This window comes from Mycobacterium sp. B14F4 (assembly GCF_039871645.1).
Lineage (GTDB): Bacteria > Actinomycetota > Actinomycetes > Mycobacteriales > Mycobacteriaceae > Mycobacterium.
Genome location: NZ_JBDPMF010000004.1, coordinates 336729 through 360264 on the forward strand (window position 1 = coordinate 336729; position 23536 = coordinate 360264).

Consider the following 23536-nt stretch of genomic DNA (forward strand, 5'->3'; position numbering starts at 1 on the left):
ACATGTTCGGCTCGGCCTGGTTCTACTGGGCGCTCAGCGTCGCGGTCGGCTTCCCCGTCGTCCTGGTCCTGCTGACCGAACTGCACGGCGCGCTGCGCCGCCGCGGCAGCTTCCTGGCCCGCCCGGTGCATCTGGTGCGCACCTACATGGTGCCGCTGGCCGCGTTGCTGGTGCTGTTGGTCGGGGGGCTGCAGATCTCCGGCGAGTCCACGACGGTGCGCATCGTGGCGACGGTGTTCGGCGTCGTCGTGCTGGTGCTGTTGCTCTCGGGGACGAACGCGACCCTGTTCCAGGGCGCGCCGCAGGGCACGTGGCGCAAACGCATTCCGTCGATCTTCCTCGATGTCGCGCGCTTCGTGCTGATCGCGTTGGGCGTCGGCCTGATTCTGGCCTATATCTGGGGTGCGAACATCGGCGGCTTGTTCACCGCGCTCGGCGTCTCGTCGATCGTGCTCGGCCTCGCGCTCCAGAACTCCGTCGGTCAGGTCATCTCGGGGCTGCTGGTGCTCTTCGAACAGCCGTTTCAGCTGGGCGACTGGATCGAGACACCGACCGCACGCGGCCGGGTGGTCGAAGTCAACTGGCGCGCAACGCATATCGACACCGGCTCGGGGCTGTTGATCATGCCCAACTCCGTGTTGGCCGCCGCATCGTTCACCAACTTCTCCCGGCCACCGGGCTCACACTCGCTGGTCGTGACGACCACCTTCGCCGTCGACGACCCACCCGACGACGTCATCTCGATGCTGCGCCGGGTCGCCGCCATGCTGCCCCAGCTGCGTCCCGGCGCCCTGCCGTCCAGCGTGCACGTCGGCGGCCTGCAGTACATGACGTCCATTCCGCTGAGCACCCCCGCCGACGACTTCGCGACGAAGACGACGTTCCTGCGCTGGGTCTGGTACGCCTCGCGGCGAGCGGGGCTGCACCTCGACGAGGCCGAGGACGAATTCGAGAACACGCAGCGGGTGCAGCAGTCGGTGCGGACCATCGCCTCGACGTTGCGACTGAACCCCGCGGAGCAGGACGAGATCCTCCCCCACGTCCGCGTCACGCGTTACGGGGCCGACGAGTACCTGCAGGTCTCCGGCCAGGTGCCGACACGGATGATGTTCATCGTCAGCGGCCGCGTGCGTCTGGTGGTCACCGGGGACGACGGCGCCGTCATCGAGATCCGGACGCTCGAAGAAGGCGATTTCCTCGGCCAGACGACGCTGACACGCGAACCGGTGACCGCGTCGGCCTACGCGCTCGACGAGGTGACGGTGGTCCAGATCGAACGCGACCGCATCGAGGATCTCGTGGCGCGCAAGCCCATCCTGCTGCACGACTTCGGCCGCGCCATCGAAGAGCGGCGGGCCCATCTCCGTCGCGCTCTGGCCGCGGCGGCCGACTGACCCGCGATGAAGCGCCGCCTGCCCCGGCCGCGCGAGCTCGCGCCGTTGCTGCGAGTCAAACGGCCGCAATGGAACTCGGCGCAACGCAGGCTGGCTGCCGCCCTGACGATCGACGACCTGCGGCGGGTCGCGCAGCGCCGCACGCCCAGGGCGGCGTTCGACTACGCCGACGGCGCCGCCGAGGAGGAGCTGTCGCTGGCCCGGGCGCGGCAGGCGTTCCGCGACATCGAGTTCCACCCGGCGGTGCTGCGCGACGTGGCGACGGTCGACACCGCCGCGACGGTGCTCGGCGACCGGGTGGCGTTGCCGTTCGGCATCGCACCGACGGGGTTCACCCGGCTGATGCACACCGCGGGCGAGGTCGCGGGCGCCCGGGCGGCTGCGCGGGCGGGGATCCCGTTCTCGCTGTCGACGCTGGGGACGTCGTCCATCGAGGACGTCAAGGCAGCGAACCCGCACGGGCGCAACTGGTTTCAGCTCTACATGTGGAAGGACCGGGACCGGTCGATGGCGCTGGTCCGGCGTGCGGCGGCGGCGGGCTTCGACACGCTGCTGGTGACCGTGGACGTCCCCGTCGCCGGCGCCCGACTGCGGGACACCCACAACGGCATGTCGATCCCGCCCGCGCTCACGGCGCGCACGGTCCTCGACGCGATACCCCACCCGCGGTGGTGGTTCGACCTGCTGACCACCGAGCCGCTGTCGTTCGCCTCACTGGATCGCTGGCCGGGCACCGTGGCCGAGTACCTCGACACCGCGTTCGACCCGACCGTCACTTTCGACGACCTCGCATGGATCAAGTCGCAGTGGCCGAACAAGTTGGTGGTCAAGGGAATTCAGACACTCGAGGACGCACGGGCCGTCGTCGACCTCGGCGCTGACGGCATCGTGCTGTCGAACCACGGCGGGCGCCAACTCGACCGCGCTGCGGTGCCGTTCCATCTGCTGCCCACGGTCGCGCGTGAGCTCGGGGCAGACACCGAGATTTTGCTGGACACCGGGATCATGTCTGGCGCCGACATCGTCGCGGCGATGGCGCTCGGCGCGCGGTTCACCTTGGTGGGGCGTGCCTACCTCTATGGCCTGATGGCCGGCGGCGAAGCCGGGGTGGACCGGGCCATCGCGATCCTGTCCGAGCAGGTCACCCGCACGATGCGGCTCCTCGGGGCGAGATCGTTGGACGAGTTGACGCCGCGGCACGTCACCCAGTTGCAGCGGCTCGGGCGCCACGTGCCGGGTGTCGGGGCCGAGTCTCAGTAATCACATCGTTCTCACAGGTCACTGCGCGAAAGGGTGGATCGTGAGTCCGCGCCGAGTCGTAATCGTTAGCCAACCGCGACGTCGCAACCGCATGTCACGGCACGGGACGCGGCGGCTCGGCGTGTTTCATTACGCAGGAAGCGACGGCAATTGCTTTGTGGCATGCGATGAAAGGTGGGTTGGTTGCCGTTATGAAGTTCATGGAGAGATACCGAGGTACCGGTACAAAACTGCTGCGCCGGATGGCGGTGGTCGCCCTCACGGCGGCGGCGCTACCCGGGCTGATCGGGTTCGCCGGGGGTTCGGCGACCGCGGGAGCGTTCTCTCGGCCGGGTCTGCCCGTCGAGTATCTGGACGTGTTCTCGCAGTCGATGAACCGCAATATCCGGATCCAGTTCCAGGGTGGCGGTCCGCACGCGGTCTACCTGTTGGACGGTCTGCGCGCGCAGGACGACTACAACGGCTGGGACATCAACACGCCGGCGTTCGAGTGGTACTACCAGTCGGGCCTGTCGACGGTGATGCCGGTCGGCGGCGAGTCCAGCTTCTACACCGACTGGTATCAGCCGTCTCGGGGTAACGGGCAGGACTACACCTACAAGTGGGAGACGTTCCTGACCCAGGAACTGCCCGCGTGGCTGCAGGCGAACAAGGGCGTCGACCCGAACGGCAATGCGGTGGTCGGCATCTCGATGGCCGGCAGCACCGCATTGACGTACTCGATCTACTACCCGCAGAAGTTCATCTACGCGGCGTCGCTGTCGGGCTTCCTGAACCCGTCCGAGGGTTGGTGGCCGATGCTGATCGGGTTGGCGATGAACGACTCCGGCGGGTACAACGCCGAGAGTATGTGGGGCCCGTCGTCCGACCCGGCCTGGAAGCGCAACGACCCGATGGTCAACATCGGGCAGTTGGTCGCCAACAACACCCGCGTCTGGATCTACTGCGGCACCGGCACCCCGTCGGAACTCGACACCTCCGGCGGCGGCGGCAACTTGATGGCCGCGCAGTTCCTCGAAGGGTTCACGTTGCGGACCAACATCACCTTCCGCGACAACTACGTCGCGGCCGGTGGCACCAACGGCGTCTTCAACTTCCCGGCCCAGGGAACGCACAGCTGGGGCTACTGGGGTCAGCAGCTGCAGATGATGAAGCCCGACATCCAGCGGGTCCTGGGAGCGCAAGCTTCCGCCTAGATCCACCCACTACAGGGAGCCTGCCGTAACCCCCGAACGGCAGGCTCCCTGCCATGTGCGGGTATGGCCGTCGACTCTGCGGTGAGGGCGTCGGCTACTCGGAGTTTCGCGCCCTACGCGCAGAGTGACTGCGCACACGGAGGGAACAAACCGGCTCGTCCCAGGGTTGAGTCCATTCGACTGAACTTTGGAGGATTGATGGCTGAAGCCGACAAGACGACGCGTGCCGTGCCGGTCCTTTTCACCAGCGACTCGATCGTGTTGCCCGGAATGGTGTTGCCGATCGAACTCGACGAGGCCGCACGGGCCGCCGTCGACGCTGCCCGCGCCAGCGAGTCCGGTGAGCTGCTGATCGCGCCGCGTCTGGAGGACCGCTACCCCTCCTATGGGGTGCTGGCCTCGATCGTGCAGGTAGGCCGGATCCCCGGCGGCAGCGGCGCCGCAGCGGTGGTGCGCGGCGAGAGCCGTGCGCACATCGGGGTCGGCGCCACCGGACCGGGTGCCGCGCTGTGGGTCGAGGTGACCGAGGTCGCCGAAGACCCTGCGGCCGCATCCAGCGAGGAGATCAGGGCGCTGGCGACCGAGTACAAGAAGCTGCTGCTGGCGGTGCTGCAGCGCCGGGAGGCCTGGCAGATCGTCGACTTCGTCAATCAGCAGACCGACCCGTCGGCGCTGGCCGATCTGGCCGGTTACGCCTCGCACCTGACCCAGGTGCAGAAGCGCCAACTGCTCGAGACGCCCGACGTGGCGGGCCGGCTGCGGGCACTGATCGGATGGACCACCGACCACCTCGCCGAGGTGGAGGTCAACGACAAGATCGCCGAGGACGTCCGCGAGGGCATGGAGAAGACGCAGAAGGAGTTCCTGCTGCGCCAGCAGCTCGCCGCGATCCGCAGGGAACTCGGCGAGTTGGGGTCGGACGGCGAAGACGGCGAAGACGACTACCGGGCGCGGGTCGAGGCCGCCGATCTTCCGGACAAGGTCCGCGAGGCGGCACTCCGCGAGGTGGGCAAGCTGGAGCGGTCCAGCGAGCAGAGCCCCGAGAGCGGCTGGATCCGTACCTGGCTGGACACCGTGCTCGACCTGCCGTGGAACGTGCGCACCGACGACTCCACCGATCTGGAGGCCGCCAGGAACATCCTCGACGCCGACCATCACGGTCTGGAGGACGTCAAGGACCGCATCGTCGAGTACCTGGCGGTGCGGGCCCGTCGCGCCGAGCGCGGCCTGGCGGTCGTCGGCGGCCGCGGTTCCGGCGCGGTGATGGTGCTGGCCGGTCCGCCCGGTGTCGGCAAGACCTCGCTGGGCGAGAGCGTGGCCCGGGCCCTCGGCCGCAAGTTCGTCCGCGTCGCCCTCGGCGGGGTGCGCGACGAGGCCGAGATCCGCGGCCACCGCCGCACCTACGTCGGCGCCCTGCCGGGCCGCATCGTGCGGGCCATCGGCGAAGCGGGTTCGATGAATCCCGTCGTGTTGCTCGACGAGATCGACAAGGTCGGCAGCGATTTTCGCGGTGATCCCGCGGCGGCGCTGCTGGAGGTGCTCGACCCGGCGCAGAACCATACGTTCCGCGACCACTACCTGGATCTGGATCTGGACCTGTCCGACGTCGTGTTCCTGGCGACGGCCAACGTGATCGAGAACATCCCGTCGGCACTGCTGGACCGCATGGAACTGGTGCAGATCGACGGTTACACCTCCGACGACAAGGTGGCGATCGCGCGCGACTTCCTGCTGCCCCGGCAGCGGGAGCGGGCGGCGCTGACCGAGGACGAGGTCACGGTCACCGAGGCGGCGCTGCGCAAGATCGCCGCGGACTACACCCGTGAGCCGGGGGTTCGCCAGTTCGAGCGGCTGCTGGCCAAGGCGATGCGCAAGGCCACCACGAAGCTGGTGTCCGCACCGGCGCCGTTGACGATCGACGAGCCCGATCTCGTTGGCTACCTCGGCCGTCCGCGGTTCCTGCCGGAGTCCGCCGAGCGCACCGCGGTGCCGGGGGTGGCGACCGGGCTGGCCGTCACGGGCCTCGGCGGCGACGTGCTCTACATCGAGGCCGGCGCCACCGATGGTGAAGCGGGACTGCAGCTGACCGGTCAGCTGGGCGACGTGATGAAGGAGTCGGCGCAGATCGCGCTGTCCTACGTGCGATCGCACGCCGAGCAGTTGGGCGTCGACCCCAAGGCGCTCGATCGTCGCATCCACGTGCACGTGCCTGCGGGTGCGGTGCCTAAGGACGGTCCGTCGGCCGGTGTGACGATGGTGACCGCGCTGGTGTCGATGGCCACCGGCCGGCAGGTGCGCTCGGACGTCGGCATGACCGGCGAGGTCACGCTCAACGGCCGGGTGTTGCCGGTCGGCGGTGTCAAGCAGAAGCTGCTCGCCGCGCAGCGAGCGGGGCTGTCAACGGTTTTCATCCCGCAGCGCAACGAGGCCGACCTGGACCCGGAACACGGAGGGGTGCCGGCCGACGTCCTCGAGGCGCTGGAGGTCAAGCCGATGACCGACGTGGCCGACATCGTCGCGCAGGCGCTGGCGCCCGCGGAGGCGGTGACCGTCGCCGCCTGACCGGCTCGCGAATGCACTCAGGGTCGTGATCCTTCGCGGGTCACGATCGTGAGTGCAGAATCGGTGTATCCGGGTACATCTCGGGCGTGAGATTCGTGCTCGATGTGAACCTTCCCGACGACGCCGACACGTGCGCCGAAGTCGGACGGATACTGCGCTACTGGGGCGGGGCGATGAACGACCTCGACGACCTCGAACCCGGCGACAAGCAGGATATCTACGACGCGGCCTACAACCGGGTCGGGTCGTGGTCGGTGACCGCCGATGGCGAGTGACTTGTCGGTGTCGGGGGTTACGGTCGTCGCATGCCCTACGACCAGGACCTGGCCGACCGTATCCGCGAGTTGTTGAGCGCCGAGCGCGGCGTCGAGGAGAAGCGGATGTTCGGCGGGTTGGCGTTTCTCATCAACGGAAACATGGCGGTGGTGGCCAGCGGCCACGGCGGGCTGATGGCACGGGTTCCGCCTGAGGACACCGAGAAGCTCCTGACGCGCGAGCACGTCGCGCCGATGGTGATGGCCGGCCGGGAAACACGCGGTTGGCTCCGGGTGTCCCTGGACGGGGTCAAGGCCAAGCGGCAGTTGCAGCCTTGGGTCCGCCGCGGTGTGGACTACGCGAAGAGTTTGCCCCCGAAATAGCCGGGGTACGCGCCGACGATGATCCGCATCGGCACCTCGGGCTGGTCCTACAACCACTGGACCGACGTGCTGTATCCGGCCGGGACGCCGGTGGCCAAGCGGCTGGCCCGCTACGTCGAGGAGTTCGACACCGTCGAGCTCAACGCCAGCTTCTACCGCTGGCCCAAGGACTCCGCCTTCGCCGGCTGGCGCGAGCGGCTGCCCGCGGGATTCACGATGTCGGTAAAGGCCCAGCGCGGCCTGACCCACTACCGCCGGCTTCGCTCGCCCGAGCCGTGGATCGAGCGGTTCGAACGGTGCTGGACACTGCTCGGTGATCGCGGTGAAGCCCTACTGGTGCAGGTGCATCCCGAGCTGGAACGCGACGACGCGCGCCTCGATCACTTCCTGACGCTGATGCCGGACCGGATTCCCGTCGCCATGGAGCTGCGCCATTCCTCGTGGGACGACCCCGGCGTGTACGCGCTGCTGGAACGCCACAGGGCGGCCTACGTGGTGATGAGCGGAGCCGGACTGCGCTGTGTTCCCCGCGCGACCGGCTCGCTGGTGTATATCCGTATGCACGGGCCGGACCAGAGCTCGATGTACGCCGGTTCCTACCCCGACGACGAGCTGCGGCACTGGGCGGACCGGATCAGCGAGTGGGACCGCGAAGGCAGGCGGGTACTGGTCTACTTCAACAACGATCTCGGCGGGCACGCCGTTCGCAATGCCCGCACGCTCAAGCAGATGCTGGCCGGCTGAACCGCACCCCGCGTCCCGCGCCGAAATAAGGTTCCGGCACGCTTGAGAGCCGAAATGCGTGTCATATGTCTGATCTCGGCCCTGGCGCTGATCACCGTCGCGGGCTGCTCGGGCGAGCGGATCGTCACCACCGACGAGCCGCGCGTGCAGACACCGGTGAGCACAATCGAGGCACCGCCTCCCCCACCGCCCGACAGTGCGCATCTGGTCGACGCGTTCGACTACGTCGCGCATCCGGGCGGCACGGCGGTCTACTTCTTCACCACCCCGAGCGGACGATGGGCCTGCGCGATCGTGCCGCGGCTCAGGGCGGGCTGTATGGCGGCGGGTGACTGGGAGTCCGGGCTGGGCGTCAGCGGTGAGCCGGAAACGGTCCCGGACGCCGACGGTGAACCGGCGACCCCGAATGCGCTGGTCGTCGACCGCGACGGCGCCCCGGCGTTCGTGGCGCTCGACCAACCGGAATTCGTCCTCGACGCCGCCAGGGTGCTGCCGTTCAACCGGGTTCTCGTCGCCGCCGGATTCCGCTGCAACGTGCAGGAGTCCGGGGTGTCGTGCATGAGCGAGGCCAGCGGCGAGGGGTTCAGCTTCGCCCCTGACGAATTCGTTCCGCGGTACACCGAGGTGCCGGCCGGCGCGCCGTAGGAGAGCGTATGCAGATCCACGCAGGACAGGTCGCCGTCGTCACCGGCGGCACGAGCGGCATCGGCTTCGCGCTCGCCGCCCACCTGGTACACCGCGGCGTGGACGTGATGATCGCCGACATCCGCGAGGACGCCATCCCCGTCGCGGTCGACGCGCTGTCCGGGCAGCCGGGCCGGGTGGTCGGCGTGCGGGCCGACGTCGGCATCGAGGCCGACGTCGACGCGTTGGCCGACGAGACCATCGAACGATTCGGGCGCGTCGACCTGGTGTGCAACAACGCCGGCGTGGTCTGCGAAAAGACCCCCATGTGGGAGCAGCGCCTCGCGACCTGGCGCTGGCTGATCGACGTCAAGCTGATGGGTGTCGTGCACGGTGTGCGCACCTTCGCCCCGCTGCTCATCGCACAGGGTTGCGGGCACTTCCTCATACGGCCTCGGCCGGTGGCCTGATGCCGCTGCCCTACCTCGCGCCGTACAACGCGACCATGCACGCGGTCGTCGGGCTGACCGAGACGCTGAACACCGAACTCCGTTCGATCTCAGCGGATCTGGGTGCCACCGTGCTGTGCCCCGGCATGGTCGACACCCCGCTCGGGCCGAACTCCGCCGCCCTCGGCCCCGCCGGGAGCGGCCAGCGTGCCCGGTGACCGCGACGACGACGTGCTGCGCGGCGCCCGCGGCCAGACAACGCGTCGACGCGCTGCTGGCCGACCTCGACTGAGGGACTACAGCAGCGCCGCGGTGCCGTCCGCGTTGACCTGCACCTTGGCGCCCGCGATGTCGTCGCGGACCGTGGCCTGCGCGTCGGAGGCGTCGCCGATGACCGCCAGCACCCGGGCGTCGTCGGGTGTGCGGACTGCGAGGAAAGCCTTGTCCGGCGTCCCTTCGCGGCTGAACGGAGTCGTCCAGGTCTCCACCGTTCCGACTCCGGACCAGTCCACCGGGGCCGCCCGCGTCGGTTCCCGGTCGACATCGGGTTGCACGTCCTCCCAACGGAATTCATGCTCGGGCGGCTCGGTGCCGTAGACCCCGAAGCTGTGCTTGGTGAGGTAGCCGCCGTTGGCGGTGATCAGGCCGCGCTGACCCGGTGCGTCGGCCAGTCGTTCGGCCATCGTGGCGATCGAGTGCGTGACGTAGTTGTTCCACGGGCCGCCGGCGAAGGTGAGCCCGCCGGTGACGGTGAGCGGCCGGCCGGGGTCGTTCGTCGAGAGCCCCAGTTCGTTGGCGGCCACCTGCACCGCTGAGGGGAAGCAGGAGTACAGGTCGACCAGTTCGACGTCGTCGAGGTCGGTGCCGGCCAATCGGAGCGCGCGTCGCCCGGCGATCCTGATCGCGGGCGAGGTGTGGAACTCGGCGCGTTCACCGATCGCGTAGGTGTCGTGTGCGTCGGTGCCGGCATACGGGAAAACCCAACGGTCGCGCGGGATCTGGAGGTGCTCGGCCTTATCCGCCGACGTCAGCACCAGGACCGCGCCCTGGTCGACCATGTTGTTGGAGTTCATCAACTTGGTGTACGGCCAGCTGATCATCCGGTTGTCCGGACCGGCCTGCCAGATCTGCTCGGCCGACAGCGCCTCCCGGCTCCAGGCGTGGGGGTTCGTCGCGGCGACGCCGCTGAACCGCGCCCACAGTTCGCCGATCCGGCGACGGTGCACTTCGGAAGATTCCCCCACCGCGATCCGCAGCGCCTGTTCGAACATCGGGTAGACGTAGGCGGGCCGGTCGAGGTGAATCTTGATCTCGGCCGGCCCGGCCATCGGCACGCCCTCGTCGGCGCCCGGGGCCGTCGGCACCGACTCGTCCTGGCGTGTCCAGTCCGCTTTCTTGCCGGCGGCGCGCATCCGGGTGCGGGTCCGCCAGGTCTCGGCGCCGGCGATCAGGACGACGTCGGCGCGGCCCCGCTGGATGTCCAGGCATGCCTCGTTCACCAAGGACTGCGGGGTGTTGCCGCCGACCCCCGTGTACCGGGTGGCGGCGTTGGCGGCGCGAAGCCGTTGCGCCAGTAGCAGACCCGGATCGCGGTACCGCCACGACAGCAGGCTGACCACCCGTACCGAGTCGGCCGCCTCGAGCACCCGGGGATCGGCGCCGGCGCGGGCGGCCGCGACCATCAGGTCGATCGGTTCCACATCGGGGTTCTCGTCGTACTGGTTGACCTGGCCGTAGCCGACCAGTACCGGCGTCCGCGGGTCCATCATGGCCTTTCTCGATAGTCGAAGAGCACACCCTCGGCGATCAGCCGATCGATCTCTTCGGGGGTCAGGCCGAGCGCCGTCCGGCAGATCTCGCGGGTCTGCTCCCCCGGCAGCGGCGCGGGACGGAACTCGGCGGGCGGGATGTCGGCGTACGGCGCAGGGCCGGTTTCGCTCGGCATCGCGGCCTCGAACAGTGGATGGACCATGTCGGCCAACACTTTCCGGTGTTTCACCTGCGGGTCGGCCAGCACGTCGACGGCGCGATTCATCGGCGCCGCGGCGATGCCCGCCTGCTGCAGCAGCTCCGCCGTCTCGGTCCGGTCGCGGGTGCCGGTCCACGTCGCGAGATCGACACCGTCGGTGAGCGCCGCCACCGCGGCGCGCTCGGCGTCGGTGCGCAACGAGACCACACACCACTCGTCGTCACCGGCGCACGGGTAGACACCGTGCGCGGCGGCGTCGTCGGCCACCTCGAGCCCCACCGCCCTGGCCGCCTCGGCGACGTACGCGGTGGCGAGCTGGTGCACCGCGGCTTCGGCCTGCGAGACATGCGTGTGCGCACCGTCTCCCGTTCGGTCGCGCCGGATGAGGGCGGCCAGCGCCGCGATCGCGGTGAGCCGCGCCGAGACATGGTCGGGGAAAATCGTGGTGGCGTCGTAGAAGCCGCCGTCACGCGACGTCCACAGCGAGGTCACCCCGGTCGTCGCGCGCACCAGCGGGCCGTACCCCATCCGGGTGCTCCACGGGCCGGTTGCACCGAACGCGCTGCTCTCGGCCAGCACGATGCGCGGATTGAGCTCTCGCAAGCGGTCATACGAAAAGCCAAGGGAATCAAGCGTTCCCGGTTTGAAGTTGGCGAACACCGCATCGGCGTCGGCGACCAGCCGCGCGAACAGTTCGGCGCCGCGGGGGTGGCGCAGGTCGAGGCCGAGGCTGCGCTCGTTGCGGTGGGTCAGCGCCCACGACCGGCTCATCACCTGGCCGGGTGGGGTCTGGCGGAGGCCGTCCGGGTAGGCGGCGCTTTCGATCTTGATGACGTCGGCGCCGAGGTCCGCGAACAGCCTGCCCAGTTCGCCGCCCGCGACGATGACGCCGAGATCGAGGATCCGCAGACCGTCGAACGGCCGGCGCACCGCGCCGGGGTGCCCGCCCGCGCTCGACGGTGCGCCGATCCACCCGGCGTCGTCGGCGCCGGCGTCGGGAGCGAGATGCCGGAGTCCGGCGCGACGGCCGTGGACGACGAACGGGCCGCACGGGATCTGCACCGGGGTCGCGGCGAACCGCGCCGTGGTCAACGCACCGACGGCGTGGAAGTGCTCGGAGGCCAGCGCCTCCGCGGGCGTCAGCACGGCGGCGATCGGCACGCCGCGCGACTGCCCCTCGGCCACCAGCGCTTCCATCGTCTGAGGGGCGACGAAATCGGCGATCAGGGCGTTGAGTTCACGTGACGCGGCATACCGCGCGGCGATGGTGTCGAACTTGGGGTCGGCGAACTGGTCGGGCTCACCCAGCCAGGCCCGCATGCCGTGCCACTGTCGCGCCGACAGCAGGCAGATCCGGACGTGGCCGTCCTTGCAGGCGAAGATCGGATAGATGTTCTGGTTGCGGGGCCTGCCGCGCCACAGTTCGGTCGTCTTCTTCATGCCGACGGCCGCCTGTCCCTCCGACCCGTAGGGCGGGTCGAGCGACTGCAGGACTCCCTCGAACCGGGAGAAGTCGATGTAATCGCCTGAACCGCAGCGTAACCGGCGATAGTAGGCGGCCAGCGCCGCCCACGCCGCCTGCACGGCGGCCGTCCCCGTCGCCAGGCCGAGCGGTGGTATCACCGGGGTACCCGCCGTCGGTCCCGTCCGCGACAACGCCGTCGACAGCGCGTAGAGCACCGGGTCGGTGGCACGCCACGAGGCGCGCGGTCCGTCGGTGCCGAAGTCGGTGACCGACACAGTCACGAGGTGGTCGTACCGCTGTGCCAAGGCCGCGCACGAGATTCCGAAAGCCGAAGCGCCCGAGAGTGATCCGTCGTCGATCACGATGTCGGCGGTGGCCGCCAACTCGAAGAACCGCCCGCGGTCACCCGCATCGGCCGGGTCGAGGACGGCGCAGCGCTTGTTGGCGTTGTGCACGGCGAACGGCACACTGACGCCGTCGACAGCGGGCAGTGCGCGGCGCGCGGGGCTGCCGCCCGGAGGCTCGATCTTCACCACATCGGCGCCGAGGTCGGCGAGCAACCGGCCCACGCCGTCGGATCCGCCGCCGCCGAGGTCGAGCACCCGCACCGATGCCAGCAGGGCGTCGCTCACGGCGCCAGCAGCCGTTCCGCCCACCGCAGGTGCTCGTCGGTGTCCGCCGCGACGTACAGCAGGTCGACGAACGCATCGTGGTAGCCGCTGTCGGCGAGCACCCGCACGGCCTCGGCGACGGCTTCGACAGGCGTGCCGGTGGCCACGTTGATCCGGACGCAGGTAGCGATCGCCGACGGGTCGCGTCCCGCCGCGCGGGCCGCGTCGTCGATCGCGCCGCGCTGCCAGCTCAACATCTCCGGCAGCACGCCCCCGGGCACCTGCACGACGGCCATCCATCCGTCGGCCCGCTGCCCGATGCGCTTCAGCCCGGCCGGGGTGAAGGCCCCGAGGAACACGGGCGGACGCGGCTGCTGCACCGGTTTGAGGTTCACCCATGACGGCGGGATCGACCACCGATCGCCCTCGTGCGACACCGGATTCGTCGTCCACAGCAGCTCGAGCGCGTCGAGCAGCTCGTCGAGCTGGGCGCCGCGGCGACGGAACGGGGCGCCGGCGGCCCGGAACTCCTCGGGCGACCACCCGATGCCGAAGCCGGGCACCAGCCTGCCCCCGCTGATCACGTCGATGCTGGTCAGCTGACGCGCCAGTTGCACGGGCGGATACCACGGCGCGACGAAGACGCTGCTGCCCAGCCGGACCCGGCTTGTGGCCGTCGCCGCCACGGTCAGGGCGACGAACGGGTCCAGACCGGTGCGGAACTGCTCGGGAATGGTGTCGCTGCCCGCGTATCCGACGCTGGGATGCGCCGGTGCCAGCAGCCGGTCGCCGACCCAGAGACTCGCGGCGCCGAGGTCCTCGGCCGTGCGCGCGAATCGGGCCACGTCGGCGTGCGCAGCCTGCCCGTATTGCGGCACCGCGAATCCCAGCACGTCCGACAGGCTAATGCGTAGCCCCTGACCCACCGGGTACCAGGACCTCACGCGTTGTTCACCCGCCACGACGATGATGGGCCAGATGACCACCCAGGACCTCTCCCCGACCCTGTCCGACGACGAGCTGGAAGTGATCGACGCCTACTGGCGCGCTGCGAATTACCTGTCGGTCGGGCAGATCTATCTCCTGGACAACCCGCTGCTGCGCGAGCCGCTCGAACCGCACCACGTCAAGCCGCGTCTGCTCGGTCACTGGGGCACCACTCCGGGACTGAATCTCATCTACGCCCACCTGAACCGCGTGATCCGCGCGCGCGACCTCAACGTCATCTACCTCACCGGACCCGGGCACGGTGGCCCCGGCCTGGTTGCCAACGCCTACCTCGAGGGCACCTACAGCGAGGTCTACTCGGCTATCTCCGGGGACGCCGAGGGCATGCGAAAGTTGTTCCGGCAGTTCTCTTTTCCCGGTGGGATTCCCAGCCACGTGGCCGCCGAGACGCCGGGCTCGATCCATGAGGGCGGTGAGCTGGGCTATGCGCTGGTGCACGCCTACGGCGCGGCCTTCGACAACCCGGACCTGGTGGTCGCGTGTGTGATCGGCGACGGGGAGGCCGAGACCGGTCCGTTGGCCACCAGCTGGCACTCGAACAAGTTCCTCAATCCGGTCACCGACGGCGCGGTGCTGCCGATCCTGCACCTCAACGAGTACAAGATCGCCAACCCGACGGTGCTGTCGCGCATCCCGGCCGACGAGCTCGAGGCGCTGCTGTTCGGCTACGGCTACCGGCCCATCACGGTGGCCGGGGACGACCCCGTCAACGTGCACCAGCAGATGGCCACCGCGCTCGACGAGGCGTTCGACCAGATCGGCGCGATCCAGCGGGCCGCCCGGCTCGACGGGGAGAGCGGCCGCCCGCTGTGGCCGACGATCGTGCTGCGCACCCCGAAGGGCTGGACCGGCCCGCGGACCGTCGACGGCAAGAAGGTCGAGGGCACCTGGCGCTCGCATCAGGTGCCGCTCGCCGAGACCCGCAGCAACCCCGAACACCGCGCCCAGTTGGCGGACTGGCTGCGCAGCTACCGGCCCGGGGAGTTGTTCGACGAGGACGGCGTGCTGCGGGCCGGTCTGCGGGCCTTCGCGCCGGAGGGGCAGCGCCGCATGAGCGCCAATCCGCACGCCAACGGCGGGCTGCTGGTCCGCGACCTCGACCTGCCGCCCTTCGCCGACTACGCGGTGCCGGTCGACAAGCCGGCGTCCGAATCCGCCGAGGCGACCCGCGTGCTCGGCACCTTCCTGCGCGACGTGATCGTCCGCAACCCCGACCGCTTCCGGCTGATGGGCCCGGACGAGACGGAGTCCAACCGGCTCTCGGCCACCCTCGAGGTGACCGACAAGGCGTGGATGGGCGAGATCGGGCCGGACGACGAGAACCTGGGGCCCGAGGGCCGCGTGATGGAGGTGCTGTCCGAACATCTGTGCCAGGGCTGGCTGGAGGGCTACCTGCTCACCGGCAGGCACGGTCTGTTCAACTGCTACGAGGCGTTCGTCCACATCATCGACTCGATGCTCAACCAGCACGTCAAATGGCTGTCCAGCAGCAGGGAGCTGGCCTGGCGGCGGCCCATCGCATCGCTGAACTACCTTCTGACATCCCATGTCTGGCGCCAGGACCACAACGGCGCCTCGCACCAGGACCCCGGCTTCATCGACCACGTCGCCAACAAGCGGCCCGAGATCGTGCGGGTCTACCTGCCGCCGGACGCCAACACGCTGCTGTCGGTGGCCGACCACTGCCTGCGCAGCCGCCACTACGTCAACGTGATCGTCGCGGGCAAGCAACCCGCCCTGAGCTATCTGGACATGGACTCCGCGATCGCGCACTGCACCCGCGGCCTCGGGATCTGGGATTGGGCGAGCAACGCCGGCGGAGGGCTGGGCCCACGCCCGGAGGGCCGGGGAGAGCGGAGCGACTCGGGAATTTACCGCGGTGAACCCGACGTCGTGCTCGCCTGCGCCGGCGACATCCCGACGCTGGAGACCCTGCGCCGCCGCCGACATCCTGCGCCGCGAACTGCCCGACCTGGCGGTGCGGGTCATCAACGTCGTCGACATCATGCGGTTGCAGCCCGACACCGAGCACCCGCACGGGTTGTCGGACCACGAGTTCGACGCGCTGTTCACCACCGACAGACCGGTGATCTTCGCCTATCACGGCTACCCGTGGCTGATCCACCGGCTCACATACCGGCGGACGAACCACCCGCAGCTCCATGTGCGCGGGTTCAAGGAGCGGGGCACCACGACGACCCCGTTCGACATGGTGATGCTCAACGATCTCGACCGGTTCCACCTCGTGCTCGACGTGATCGACCGCGTCGACGGGTTGGCCAACCGCGCGGCGATGGTGCGCCAGCGCATGGTCGACGCCCGGCAGGCGGCCCGGCGCTACACCCGCGAGCACGGCGAGGACGACCCGGCCGTCTCCGGGTGGACGTGGGACCACACCTACCAGGCGCCGTCGTTGTCGCAGGACACCCTCAGCGACGGCGGTCGGTAGACTGGGTTGTTGTGTCCGACCAAGCCGTGGTAATCGATCCCCCGCACCCGCTGGTCGAACAGCTGTCCGCGCTGCACCACTTCCGCACGTACGTCGACATCGCGGTGGTCGTCGTGGTGCTTGCGCTCACCAACCTCATCGCGCACTTCACCACGCCGTGGGCCAGCGTTGCGACCGTGCCGGTCGCCGCGGTGCTTCTCGTCGCCCTCGTCCGCTCACGCGGCCTCGGCTGGGCCGAACTGGGCCTGAGCCGCGAGCACTGGAAGGCGGGTGCGGGCTATGCGCTGGCCGCCGTCGGCATCGTGCTGTCGGTGATCGCGATCGGCCTGCTGCTGCCCTGGACGCGGCCGATGTTCATGAACAACAACTACGCGACCATCTCGGGTGCGTTGATCGCGTCGATGGTCATCATCCCGCTGCAGACGGTGATTCCCGAGGAGTTGGCATTCCGCGGTGTGCTGCACGGAGCGCTGGACCGGGCCTGGGGGTTCCGGGGTGTGGCCGCGGCCGGTTCGCTGCTGTTCGGGCTGTGGCACATCGCCACCTCACTTGGATTGACCAGCAGCAACGTCGGCTTCACCCGATTGTTCGGTGGCGGGCTGCTGGGCACGATCGCGGGCGTGGTGCTGGCCGTCGCGGCCACCGCGGTGGCCGGTTTCGTGTTCACCTGGCTGCGGCGCCGCAGCGGAAGCCTGATCGCGCCGATCGCGCTGCACTGGTCGCTCAACGGGCTCGGCGCGCTGGCCGCCGCCCTGGTATGGCATCTGTCGATGTGACCTCGGCCGCGCGCCGGCGCGCCCGGAACTCCCGGTTCTTGATCTTGTTGCCGCACGTGGCCATGTCGCACCAGGTGCCACCGTGGTTGCGCGACCGGTCGTAGAACGCCCAGCGACAGTCCTCGTTCGCGCACGCCTTCAGATGGACCCAGCTGCCGTCGCGCTGGGCGTCGCGGATGATCAGCAGCAGGTCGAAGAGTCGATCCGCGACCGAATCCCCCTCGGGGGCGAGCTCGATGCCCCCGTCGTCGGCGAGGGCGACCCTGGCGGCGCCGCGGGCCGCGAGCCTGCGCAGGGGTGCCAGCTGAGCTTCGGCCGGGGCCGGACCGCCCGTGTTGTGTACCAGCACGGCGCGCAGCGCCTCGCGTACGCCGCGAAGAAGTTCGACGTCCGGTTCGGTGAGCTCGGCGCCCGGCGTCAGCAGACCGGTGCGCACCAGCCACGGGACCGCCTCGGCGGGATCGGCCAGCCGGTCCCGGTCGAAGTCCCACTCCACGCTGTTGACCAGTGCCTGAATCCGGTTGAGGGGTTCGGGCGCCGGCTTCGTCTCGTCGTCGCTGAACCAGTGGCTCGATCCGGCGGTCATGGGGCCACCCTACGCTCTGTGACTGGTAAATGCTGTTGACCGGTCATGCATGACCGGTGTACGGTTTTTGATAGTCATCACCTTCGAGACCAATGAGGTTAGGCGCATGCCTGACAACCCGCTTTCGCACACCGTTGTCGCCGCCACCCCCGCGTCGGCGGACGGAGGTCGTGCCCGCCCGACGATGCGGGCCCGGCTGACCGCCCGGGTGATGGCGGGCAGATTCGACCGGCTGGTCGCGGTCGGGGTGCGCGCGCCGGCGGGCAGCGCGCTCGCCGCGCACTACGCCCGGCTGACCTCGACGGCCGAACGCGAAGCGGTCGCCCGCGCACTGCGGCGCATCGGATGCGACGCACGCGCACGCGGACCGCTGATGAGTTCGCGAATCCCGTTGCACGTCCCCAACATCGCCGCCGCCGAGGACCTCTTCGACGCGATCACGCTGCGGCTGCATTCGCCCCGGCCCGTCGCCGCTCGAGGAATGGCGCGGCTGCGGGTACTGCTTGCCGACGGAACCGGCCCGCTGTTTCGCTACGGCCGGGGTGACCTGGCCGGCCGGCTCGGCGCTGCGCTGGCCGAACTGTAGGCCTCGCGCGGCTCCGACGCGTCGAGGTCCATAATTTCGGTGTGGACAGACGACGCACGGATTCGCGCGTGTACTCGCCCGACACGTTGCTCGACCACCTGCCGGCGCGAGTCGTGCTCGAGCGCATGCCCGTTCCGGTGCTCGCGATCGGGCTGGACGGCTCGATACTCTTCGTCAACGTCGCGTTCGCCGAAATGCTCGGCTACACCGCGGATGCGGTGACGTCGCTGAACTTCATCGAGATCTTCCAGACCGCACCGATCGACGAGCCGCCGGTGTCGGTGGTCCGCGCCTACGCCGGCGAGATCGTGTCCCTGCTGCACGCCGACGGTTCCGTGGTCCGGGCCAAGATGAGCAAGTCGGCCCTGATGCGCGAGGACGACGCGATGGCGCTCGCCACCTTCGAAGATCTCACCGAGCAACTCTGGCTCCGCGGGGATCGCTGAGCCCCGTCGTCGCCGAGGGGCCCGACCGTCGGTCAGACCAGGAGGACGGCGGCCCCGGCGATGCGGCCGGAGCCCAGATCGGCCAGCGCCTCGTCGGCCCGCTCGAGTGGATACTGCGGGGTCGTGACCGCGACCCGGTGCCTGCCCGCGAACTCGAGGAACGCACGTGCGTCGGCCCGCGTGTTGGCGGTGACCGACCGCAGTTGGCGCTCCTGGAACAAGTGGCGCTGGTAGTTCAGCGCCGGAATGTCCGAGAGGTGGATGCCGGCGATCGACAGCGTGCCGCCACGATCGAGGGCTTCGAGCGCCGGCAGCACCAGATCGCCCACGGGGGCGAACAGGATCGCGGCGTCGAGCGGCACCGGCGGACGGTCGGCCGCGCCCTGGACCGATGCGGCCCCGAGGGACAGCGCGAGGTCACGTGCGTGCTCGCCACGGGTCATGACGTGGACCTCGGCTCCCTGCGCCAGCGCGACCTGAGCCGTCAGGTGCGCGCTGCCGCCGAACCCGTAGATCCCCAACCGTCCTCTGGCGGGCAGGTCGGCACGCATCAGCGCGCGATAGCCGATGATTCCGGCGCACAGCAGCGGCGCCAACTCGGTGTCGGAGTAACCCGCCGGCAGCGCGAGTGCGTAAGCGCTTGGCACGGTGGTGAACTCGGCGTAACCGCCGTCGGCGTCCCAACCGGTGTAGCGCGAGTCGGGGCACAGGTTCTCGTCGCCCCGGACGCAGAACTTGCAGTGTCCGCAGGTGTGGCGCAACCATGCGATACCGACGCGGTCGCCGACGGCGAAGTCGCCGTCGGTCCCGGGGCCCACCTCCACCACTTCCCCGACCACCTCATGGCCCGGTATGACCCCCGGCCGGTGTACCGGCAGGTCGCCTTCGGCGACATGAAGATCGGTGCGGCACACCCCGCATGCGCGCACCGCGACGAGGAGCTCACCCGGTGCGGGACGCGGTATCTCGACTTCCGCGCGCTCCAGCGGCCGTGTCGGGATCGGGCCTGGGCGCCGGACGCGCCACGCACACATGGTGGTCACCACTACATCGTCGCGCCGCGCCGCCCGCAGCACCATCCCCGCTTCGCCGTGAGCGAACCACGCTAACGCCGGAGTCCGCGGCGCGGACATCCCCGATGAGGTCCCCATGCTGGCGGGGCAGCGACGTCGCGGCGCCGACAAGGCCTAGGGAAAACCTGATTCCCGTGGCATAACAGAGGCATAACCTGGATATCACGACGGACGAGGTCGGGCGCCCGCCGAAAGGCCAGTACCGGTGACAGGCCCCGGTACCGCGGAAAAGAAGGTGAAGGATGAAGACACTTGTTGCACTTGCGGTTGGCGCCCTCGCGGCCGGCAGCATCGCCCTGGCCGCGCCGGCCAATGCGGGTTGCCAATCCGGGTGGACGCCGTGGGGTGGCGGCGAGATCTGTGATGGGCCGGTGGATGCCAACGGCAACTTCGAGCGCTGTCAGACCGTGGGAGTCTTGGGCTTCGGCGGTTCAGTGCCCTGCTACATCGCCAATGTCAGCAACGCGAATCCGCCGCGGATCGGCCCGTAACGCCGAGATCCGCGGAATGAACCCGGTTGCTCCGCAGCGGACGCCGCGGAGCAACCCGTCATAGGTCAGGTCAGCCCGGAGGCAGCATCCCGGGCGCGTTCTCCGGCGCGACCGGGACCGCCACCCCGACACCCGGCCGCGGCGCGGGCGCATTCGGGTCCGCCGGCGGAGGCGGCGGGGCGTTCGGGTCGGGCGGAGGCGGCGGGGCGTTCGGATCCGCCGGCGGCGCAGTCGGCGGCGCGACGTACGGCCGGATCGAATTCGCCAGTGTCACAGCCTCGTCCTTGGGCACCGGGTTGTTGGCGGTGCCGAGCCAGACGACGAACCAACGCTCCGGTGTGCGCTGGCCACGCGGTGTCCCCGGCTCCACCGGGTTGCCCACCACCCCGGCCCAGATCTGGCCGCTCGGCTTGTTCGTGTCCGTGAACTTCACTTCGTAGTACGACGCGACACCCGGCATCCCGTCGGCGTTCAGCTCGACCGTTTCCTGGTTGAGCCGGGTGCCCGGGAACGGCATGAAGAACTCGCCCATGTCCGAGGCGAGCCGCTGCGCGGCCTTGGTGTTGTCGGATTCCGCCCCCGCGAACAGTTTCAGGTCCAGCCGGCCCAGCAGCACGCTGGTGTCGTTCGGCGGCTCGGCACCCTCGGGTGCGATCTTGGTCAGCAGCGCCTGACCGTATGAGAGCTGGGTCGAGTCCGAAACCTTCCAGCCCGCGGGCACGACGTAGCTCAGGCCACCCGCGGGAGCCTCGACCCGGCCCGGGTCGGCGGGCGGCGGAGGCGCGTTCGGGTCCGGCGGTGGTGCGGGCGCGCCGGGCGGTGGTGGCGGCGGAACCGGCGCACCGGGTGCCGGCGGGGGCGGTGCGGGCTCACCCGGGGGTGGCGGCGGCGGAGGCGGCCCCTGCATGAACGTGTTGCCCGCAGGCGGCGGGGGTGGCGGCGGTGTCGGCTCGGGCTGCGCCTGCGCCACTGTCGGCAGCGCGAGTGCCACCGCGGTGGCACCGGTCAGCGCCGCGATCGCCAGCGTCTTCGAGAGGCCTGTGCGGTGTTGAGATATCGCGTCCGGCTGATCCATGGGGAAGAAACTACCGTGTTACCGCCGTGACGCAAGTGCGAGTTGCTCAAAAAGTGCTCAATTGAGGGATTGCTGAGAGACATCAACTACGACGCAGACCGCATAGCAGCAAGTTGCTGACATGACAAGGTCCCCGCGCGTTGCGCGGGGCTTGTGAACCGCTGTTGTCGCCGGGGCTGTCGGCTGCTTTGAATCGTTTTTCGCGGCTGCGCTCCGCGCCGTTACGGGATCGGGTGCACCGACACCTCCTGCGCCTTCACCGCGAAGAGGACCCGCTCCCCCGGTGCCAGGCGCAACTCGGCCGCCGCGTCGGCGGTGATGTCGGCGGCGAGGCCGGGTCCGCCGTCGGGTTGTTCCTCCGCGCGGACGCGAATGGCCGGCCCGCGGGTGTCGAGTTCGGCGATCGTCACCTCGACGGTGTTGCGGGGACTGCCGTGCGGCCGCTCGCGGTAGACGGCGACGGCCGCGGGCGCGAACAGCGCGACCGCCGGCTGGCCGGCGGGTACGTCGGAATCGGGACTGCCGTGCCAGATCGCGCCCCACTGCGTGGTCAGTGCACCGGCCCCGTCCGCGGTTCCGCTGACCAGGTTCACGCCGGCCAGCCGGGCGGCGAACTTGCTGCGCGGTGTCGCGAGAACCGTTGCCGCCGAGCCGCTTTCGACCACCCGGCCGTCCTCGAGCACCACCACGCGGTCGGCCAGGGTCACCACGTCGAGCACGTCGTGGGTGATCAGCACGGCCGACCGCCCGTCGCGGGTGAGCACCTGACGCAGCACCTTGCGCACCGCGGTCGCCGTGGCGACATCCAGACCGGCGAGCGGTTCGTCGAGCAACAGCACGTCGGGTTCGGCCGCCAGGGCGCGCGCCAGGGCCACCCGCTGTGCCTGGCCCCCGGACAACTGGCGGGGCCGACGGCCGGCCAGGTCCGCGGCGTCCACCTCGGCCAACCAGTGCTCGGGCCGGGCGCTGCGCGGCGGGAATGCCACGTTGCCGAGCACGCTGAGGTGCGGAAACAACAGTGGATCCTGCAACAGCAGGGCGACGCGACGGTCGTGGGTGGCGACGTGGACGCCGGCTGCGGTGTCGGTGAGGACTCGTTGGCCGATGCGCACGACTCCGTCGTCGGGCCGGATGAGTCCGGCGATGACGTGCAGCGCGGTCGACTTGCCCGCGCCGTTCGGGCCCAGCACGGCCAGCACGTCGCCGGCGGCGACCTCGAAATCGACGTCGACACCCCGCTTTCGGACCGCGGCGCGCACGGCCAGGCCGCCATCACCAGGCACGGGCACCCCTCAGCCGTCGGCCGCCGAGACCGATGACCACCACCGCGGCCACCGCGACCAGCAGCAGGGACAAGGCCACCGCCGCGTCGGCGTCGCTCTCCCGCTGCAGGTAGATCTCCAGGGGCAGCGTTCGGGTGACCCCCTGCCGTGAGCCGGCGAAGGTCAGCGTGGCGCCGAACTCGCCGAGGGAACGCGCGAACGCCAGCACCGTCCCCGATACCAGTCCCGGCGCCAACAGCGGCAGGGTCACCCGCCACCACACGCGGGTCGGCGCGGCGCCCAGCGTCGCGGCGACCATCTCGTAGTCGCCTCCGGCCGAGAGCGCGGCACCCTCGAGTGCGATGACCAGGAACGGCAGCGACACGAACGTCTGCGCCAGCACGACCGCCGTCGTGGTGAACGCGATCTGGATCCCCGCGGCCTCGAGGTATTCCCCGAGCAGACCGAGCCGGCCGAACACGTACAGCAACGCGATACCGCCGACCACCGGCGGCAGCACGAGCGGCAGCAGGATGAGCGGCCGCACGGCGCGCACCGCCCGGTTGTCGCTGCGCGCGAGGACCAGAGCCATCGGCACCCCCAGCACCAGGCACAGGACTGTGCTCGCTGCGGCGGTCCGCAGGCTGAGCAGCAGAGCGCTGATCGACGACTCGCTGGTCACCAGGGTGAGGAAGTCGGGCCAGTCCACCTTGACCGCGATCGCGATCAGCGGCACCACCACGAACAGCGCGCCGATCGCGGCGGGCAGATACAGCCAGCGCGGCAGACCCGGCGACGGGCTCACCGCCGTGCCGCTTCTGACTCCACGCGCCAAATCTATGGCACGGCGTCCGTCGAGGCCGCGGGCCGCC

At 69.9% G+C, this 23536-nt stretch carries 22 protein-coding genes and 1 pseudogene; 15 read left to right on the forward strand and 8 right to left on the reverse strand.

Annotated elements, in window-relative coordinates; all coding sequences use genetic code 11:
- The first annotated feature begins 2 nt into the window (after positions 1 to 2).
- The 10 genes from ABGB19_RS14055 (at position 3) to ABGB19_RS14100 (ending at position 9085) form a co-directional block, all read left to right on the forward strand.
- Positions 3 to 1394, forward strand: a complete 1392-nt coding sequence (locus ABGB19_RS14055; protein ID WP_347686740.1) for a mechanosensitive ion channel family protein — start codon at positions 3 to 5, stop codon at positions 1392 to 1394.
- 6 nt (positions 1395 to 1400) lie between these two features.
- Positions 1401 to 2654, forward strand: coding sequence for an alpha-hydroxy acid oxidase (locus ABGB19_RS14060; RefSeq protein ID WP_347686563.1), 1254 nt, complete (start codon positions 1401 to 1403; stop codon positions 2652 to 2654).
- A gap of 191 nt (positions 2655 to 2845) precedes the next feature.
- Positions 2846 to 3850 carry an alpha/beta hydrolase family protein gene (locus ABGB19_RS14065; RefSeq protein ID WP_347686564.1) on the forward strand — a complete coding sequence of 335 codons (1005 nt, stop codon included), beginning with the start codon at positions 2846 to 2848 and terminating at the stop codon, positions 3848 to 3850.
- A gap of 198 nt (positions 3851 to 4048) precedes the next feature.
- A complete protein-coding gene (gene lon, locus ABGB19_RS14070) occupies positions 4049 to 6412 on the forward strand; it encodes an endopeptidase La (protein ID WP_347686565.1) in 2364 nt (787 codons plus the stop codon).
- A gap of 86 nt (positions 6413 to 6498) precedes the next feature.
- Entirely contained in the window at positions 6499 to 6687 is a 189-nt protein-coding gene (locus ABGB19_RS14075; RefSeq protein ID WP_347686566.1) for a hypothetical protein, read from the forward strand.
- Between the two features lie 30 nt (positions 6688 to 6717).
- A complete protein-coding gene (locus tag ABGB19_RS14080) occupies positions 6718 to 7050 on the forward strand; it encodes a TfoX/Sxy family protein (protein WP_347686567.1) in 333 nt (110 codons plus the stop codon).
- An 18-nt stretch (positions 7051 to 7068) separates the two neighbouring features.
- Positions 7069 to 7794, forward strand: a complete 726-nt coding sequence (locus tag ABGB19_RS14085; RefSeq protein ID WP_347686568.1) for a DUF72 domain-containing protein — start codon at positions 7069 to 7071, stop codon at positions 7792 to 7794.
- 54 nt (positions 7795 to 7848) lie between these two features.
- On the forward strand, positions 7849 to 8439 hold the full coding sequence (locus ABGB19_RS14090; protein WP_347686569.1) for a hypothetical protein: 591 nt from the start codon (positions 7849 to 7851) through the stop codon (positions 8437 to 8439).
- Between the two features lie 8 nt (positions 8440 to 8447).
- Positions 8448 to 8888: an SDR family NAD(P)-dependent oxidoreductase gene (locus ABGB19_RS14095; RefSeq protein ID WP_347686570.1), complete on the forward strand. Its 441-nt coding sequence runs from the start codon at positions 8448 to 8450 to the stop codon at positions 8886 to 8888.
- A complete protein-coding gene (locus ABGB19_RS14100; RefSeq protein ID WP_347686571.1) occupies positions 8888 to 9085 on the forward strand; it encodes a hypothetical protein in 198 nt (65 codons plus the stop codon). The genes ABGB19_RS14095 and ABGB19_RS14100 overlap by 1 nt, the downstream gene beginning before the upstream one ends.
- A gap of 78 nt (positions 9086 to 9163) precedes the next feature.
- Here the strand turns inward: ABGB19_RS14100 and ABGB19_RS14105 are convergent, their stop codons facing one another.
- From ABGB19_RS14105 to ABGB19_RS14115, 3 genes are read right to left on the reverse strand one after another with little or no spacing between them, the layout of a single operon-like run.
- Entirely contained in the window at positions 9164 to 10633 is a 1470-nt protein-coding gene (locus ABGB19_RS14105; protein WP_347686741.1) for an acetyl-CoA acetyltransferase, read from the reverse strand.
- Positions 10633 to 12933, reverse strand: a complete 2301-nt coding sequence (locus tag ABGB19_RS14110; protein ID WP_347686572.1) for a CoA transferase — start codon at positions 12931 to 12933, stop codon at positions 10633 to 10635. Before ABGB19_RS14110 ends, ABGB19_RS14105 begins: the two co-directional genes overlap by 1 nt.
- Entirely contained in the window at positions 12930 to 13805 is an 876-nt protein-coding gene (locus ABGB19_RS14115; RefSeq protein ID WP_347686573.1) for a TIGR03619 family F420-dependent LLM class oxidoreductase, read from the reverse strand. The genes ABGB19_RS14110 and ABGB19_RS14115 overlap by 4 nt, the downstream gene beginning before the upstream one ends.
- A gap of 85 nt (positions 13806 to 13890) precedes the next feature.
- Between ABGB19_RS14115 and ABGB19_RS14120 the strand changes: the two are divergent.
- Together ABGB19_RS14120 and ABGB19_RS14125 are read left to right on the forward strand one after the other, a co-directional pair.
- Positions 13891 to 16369 (forward strand): annotated as a pseudogene (locus ABGB19_RS14120) (phosphoketolase family protein).
- 401 nt (positions 16370 to 16770) lie between these two features.
- Positions 16771 to 17145: a CPBP family intramembrane glutamic endopeptidase gene (locus ABGB19_RS14125; protein ID WP_347686742.1), complete on the forward strand. Its 375-nt coding sequence runs from the start codon at positions 16771 to 16773 to the stop codon at positions 17143 to 17145.
- On the opposite strand, the gene ABGB19_RS14130 is transcribed toward ABGB19_RS14125, so the two are convergent.
- Positions 17093 to 17731, reverse strand: coding sequence for a CGNR zinc finger domain-containing protein (locus tag ABGB19_RS14130; protein ID WP_347686574.1), 639 nt, complete (start codon positions 17729 to 17731; stop codon positions 17093 to 17095). The genes ABGB19_RS14125 and ABGB19_RS14130 overlap by 53 nt on opposite strands.
- A gap of 184 nt (positions 17732 to 17915) precedes the next feature.
- Here ABGB19_RS14130 and ABGB19_RS14135 point away from each other — a divergent pair, with 184 nt between their 5' ends.
- Together ABGB19_RS14135 and ABGB19_RS14140 are read left to right on the forward strand one after the other, a co-directional pair.
- Positions 17916 to 18317: a hypothetical protein gene (locus tag ABGB19_RS14135; protein ID WP_347686743.1), complete on the forward strand. Its 402-nt coding sequence runs from the start codon at positions 17916 to 17918 to the stop codon at positions 18315 to 18317.
- 41 nt (positions 18318 to 18358) lie between these two features.
- Positions 18359 to 18763 carry a PAS domain-containing protein gene (locus ABGB19_RS14140; protein WP_347686575.1) on the forward strand — a complete coding sequence of 135 codons (405 nt, stop codon included), beginning with the start codon at positions 18359 to 18361 and terminating at the stop codon, positions 18761 to 18763.
- 32 nt (positions 18764 to 18795) lie between these two features.
- On the opposite strand, the gene ABGB19_RS14145 is transcribed toward ABGB19_RS14140, so the two are convergent.
- A complete protein-coding gene (locus ABGB19_RS14145) occupies positions 18796 to 19842 on the reverse strand; it encodes a zinc-binding alcohol dehydrogenase family protein (RefSeq protein ID WP_347686744.1) in 1047 nt (348 codons plus the stop codon).
- A gap of 236 nt (positions 19843 to 20078) precedes the next feature.
- Between ABGB19_RS14145 and ABGB19_RS14150 the strand changes: the two genes are divergently transcribed.
- A complete protein-coding gene (locus tag ABGB19_RS14150; protein WP_347686576.1) occupies positions 20079 to 20327 on the forward strand; it encodes a hypothetical protein in 249 nt (82 codons plus the stop codon).
- A gap of 70 nt (positions 20328 to 20397) precedes the next feature.
- Here the strand turns inward: ABGB19_RS14150 and ABGB19_RS14155 are convergent, their stop codons facing one another.
- From ABGB19_RS14155 to ABGB19_RS14165, 3 genes are all read right to left on the reverse strand, one after another.
- Complete coding sequence (locus ABGB19_RS14155; RefSeq protein WP_347686577.1) at positions 20398 to 21402, reverse strand: alanine and proline-rich secreted protein Apa; 1005 nt, start codon at positions 21400 to 21402, stop codon at positions 20398 to 20400.
- Positions 21403 to 21623: 221 nt separating this feature from the next.
- On the reverse strand, positions 21624 to 22685 hold the full coding sequence (locus ABGB19_RS14160) for an ATP-binding cassette domain-containing protein (protein ID WP_347686578.1): 1062 nt from the start codon (positions 22683 to 22685) through the stop codon (positions 21624 to 21626).
- A complete protein-coding gene (locus ABGB19_RS14165) occupies positions 22675 to 23469 on the reverse strand; it encodes an ABC transporter permease (protein ID WP_347686579.1) in 795 nt (264 codons plus the stop codon). The genes ABGB19_RS14160 and ABGB19_RS14165 overlap by 11 nt, the downstream gene beginning before the upstream one ends.
- Positions 23470 to 23536 lie beyond the last annotated feature (67 nt).

Excerpts from the sequence above, each read along its gene's own strand:
- ABGB19_RS14085 (WP_347686568.1), top strand. The coding sequence starts at position 7,069 with ATGATCCGCATCGGCACCTCGGGCTGGTCCTACAACCACTGGACCGAC.
- ABGB19_RS14125 (WP_347686742.1), top strand. The coding sequence starts at position 16,771 with ATGGTCATCATCCCGCTGCAGACGGTGATTCCCGAGGAGTTGGCATTC.
- ABGB19_RS14065 (WP_347686564.1), top strand. The coding sequence starts at position 2,846 with ATGAAGTTCATGGAGAGATACCGAGGTACCGGTACAAAACTGCTGCGC.
- ABGB19_RS14090 (WP_347686569.1), top strand. The coding sequence starts at position 7,849 with ATGCGTGTCATATGTCTGATCTCGGCCCTGGCGCTGATCACCGTCGCG.
- ABGB19_RS14055 (WP_347686740.1), top strand. The coding sequence starts at position 3 with ATGTTCGGCTCGGCCTGGTTCTACTGGGCGCTCAGCGTCGCGGTCGGC.
- ABGB19_RS14155 (WP_347686577.1), bottom strand. The coding sequence starts at position 21,402 with ATGGATCAGCCGGACGCGATATCTCAACACCGCACAGGCCTCTCGAAG.
- ABGB19_RS14095 (WP_347686570.1), top strand. The coding sequence starts at position 8,448 with ATGCAGATCCACGCAGGACAGGTCGCCGTCGTCACCGGCGGCACGAGC.
- ABGB19_RS14060 (WP_347686563.1), top strand. The coding sequence starts at position 1,401 with ATGAAGCGCCGCCTGCCCCGGCCGCGCGAGCTCGCGCCGTTGCTGCGA.
- ABGB19_RS14080 (WP_347686567.1), top strand. The coding sequence starts at position 6,718 with ATGCCCTACGACCAGGACCTGGCCGACCGTATCCGCGAGTTGTTGAGC.
- ABGB19_RS14130 (WP_347686574.1), bottom strand. The coding sequence starts at position 17,731 with ATGACCGCCGGATCGAGCCACTGGTTCAGCGACGACGAGACGAAGCCG.
- ABGB19_RS14100 (WP_347686571.1), top strand. The coding sequence starts at position 8,888 with ATGCCGCTGCCCTACCTCGCGCCGTACAACGCGACCATGCACGCGGTC.
- lon (WP_347686565.1), top strand. The coding sequence starts at position 4,049 with ATGGCTGAAGCCGACAAGACGACGCGTGCCGTGCCGGTCCTTTTCACC.
- ABGB19_RS14105 (WP_347686741.1), bottom strand. The coding sequence starts at position 10,633 with ATGGACCCGCGGACGCCGGTACTGGTCGGCTACGGCCAGGTCAACCAG.
- ABGB19_RS14135 (WP_347686743.1), top strand. The coding sequence starts at position 17,916 with ATGCGGGCCCGGCTGACCGCCCGGGTGATGGCGGGCAGATTCGACCGG.
- ABGB19_RS14145 (WP_347686744.1), bottom strand. The coding sequence starts at position 19,842 with ATGGTGCTGCGGGCGGCGCGGCGCGACGATGTAGTGGTGACCACCATG.
- ABGB19_RS14150 (WP_347686576.1), top strand. The coding sequence starts at position 20,079 with ATGAAGACACTTGTTGCACTTGCGGTTGGCGCCCTCGCGGCCGGCAGC.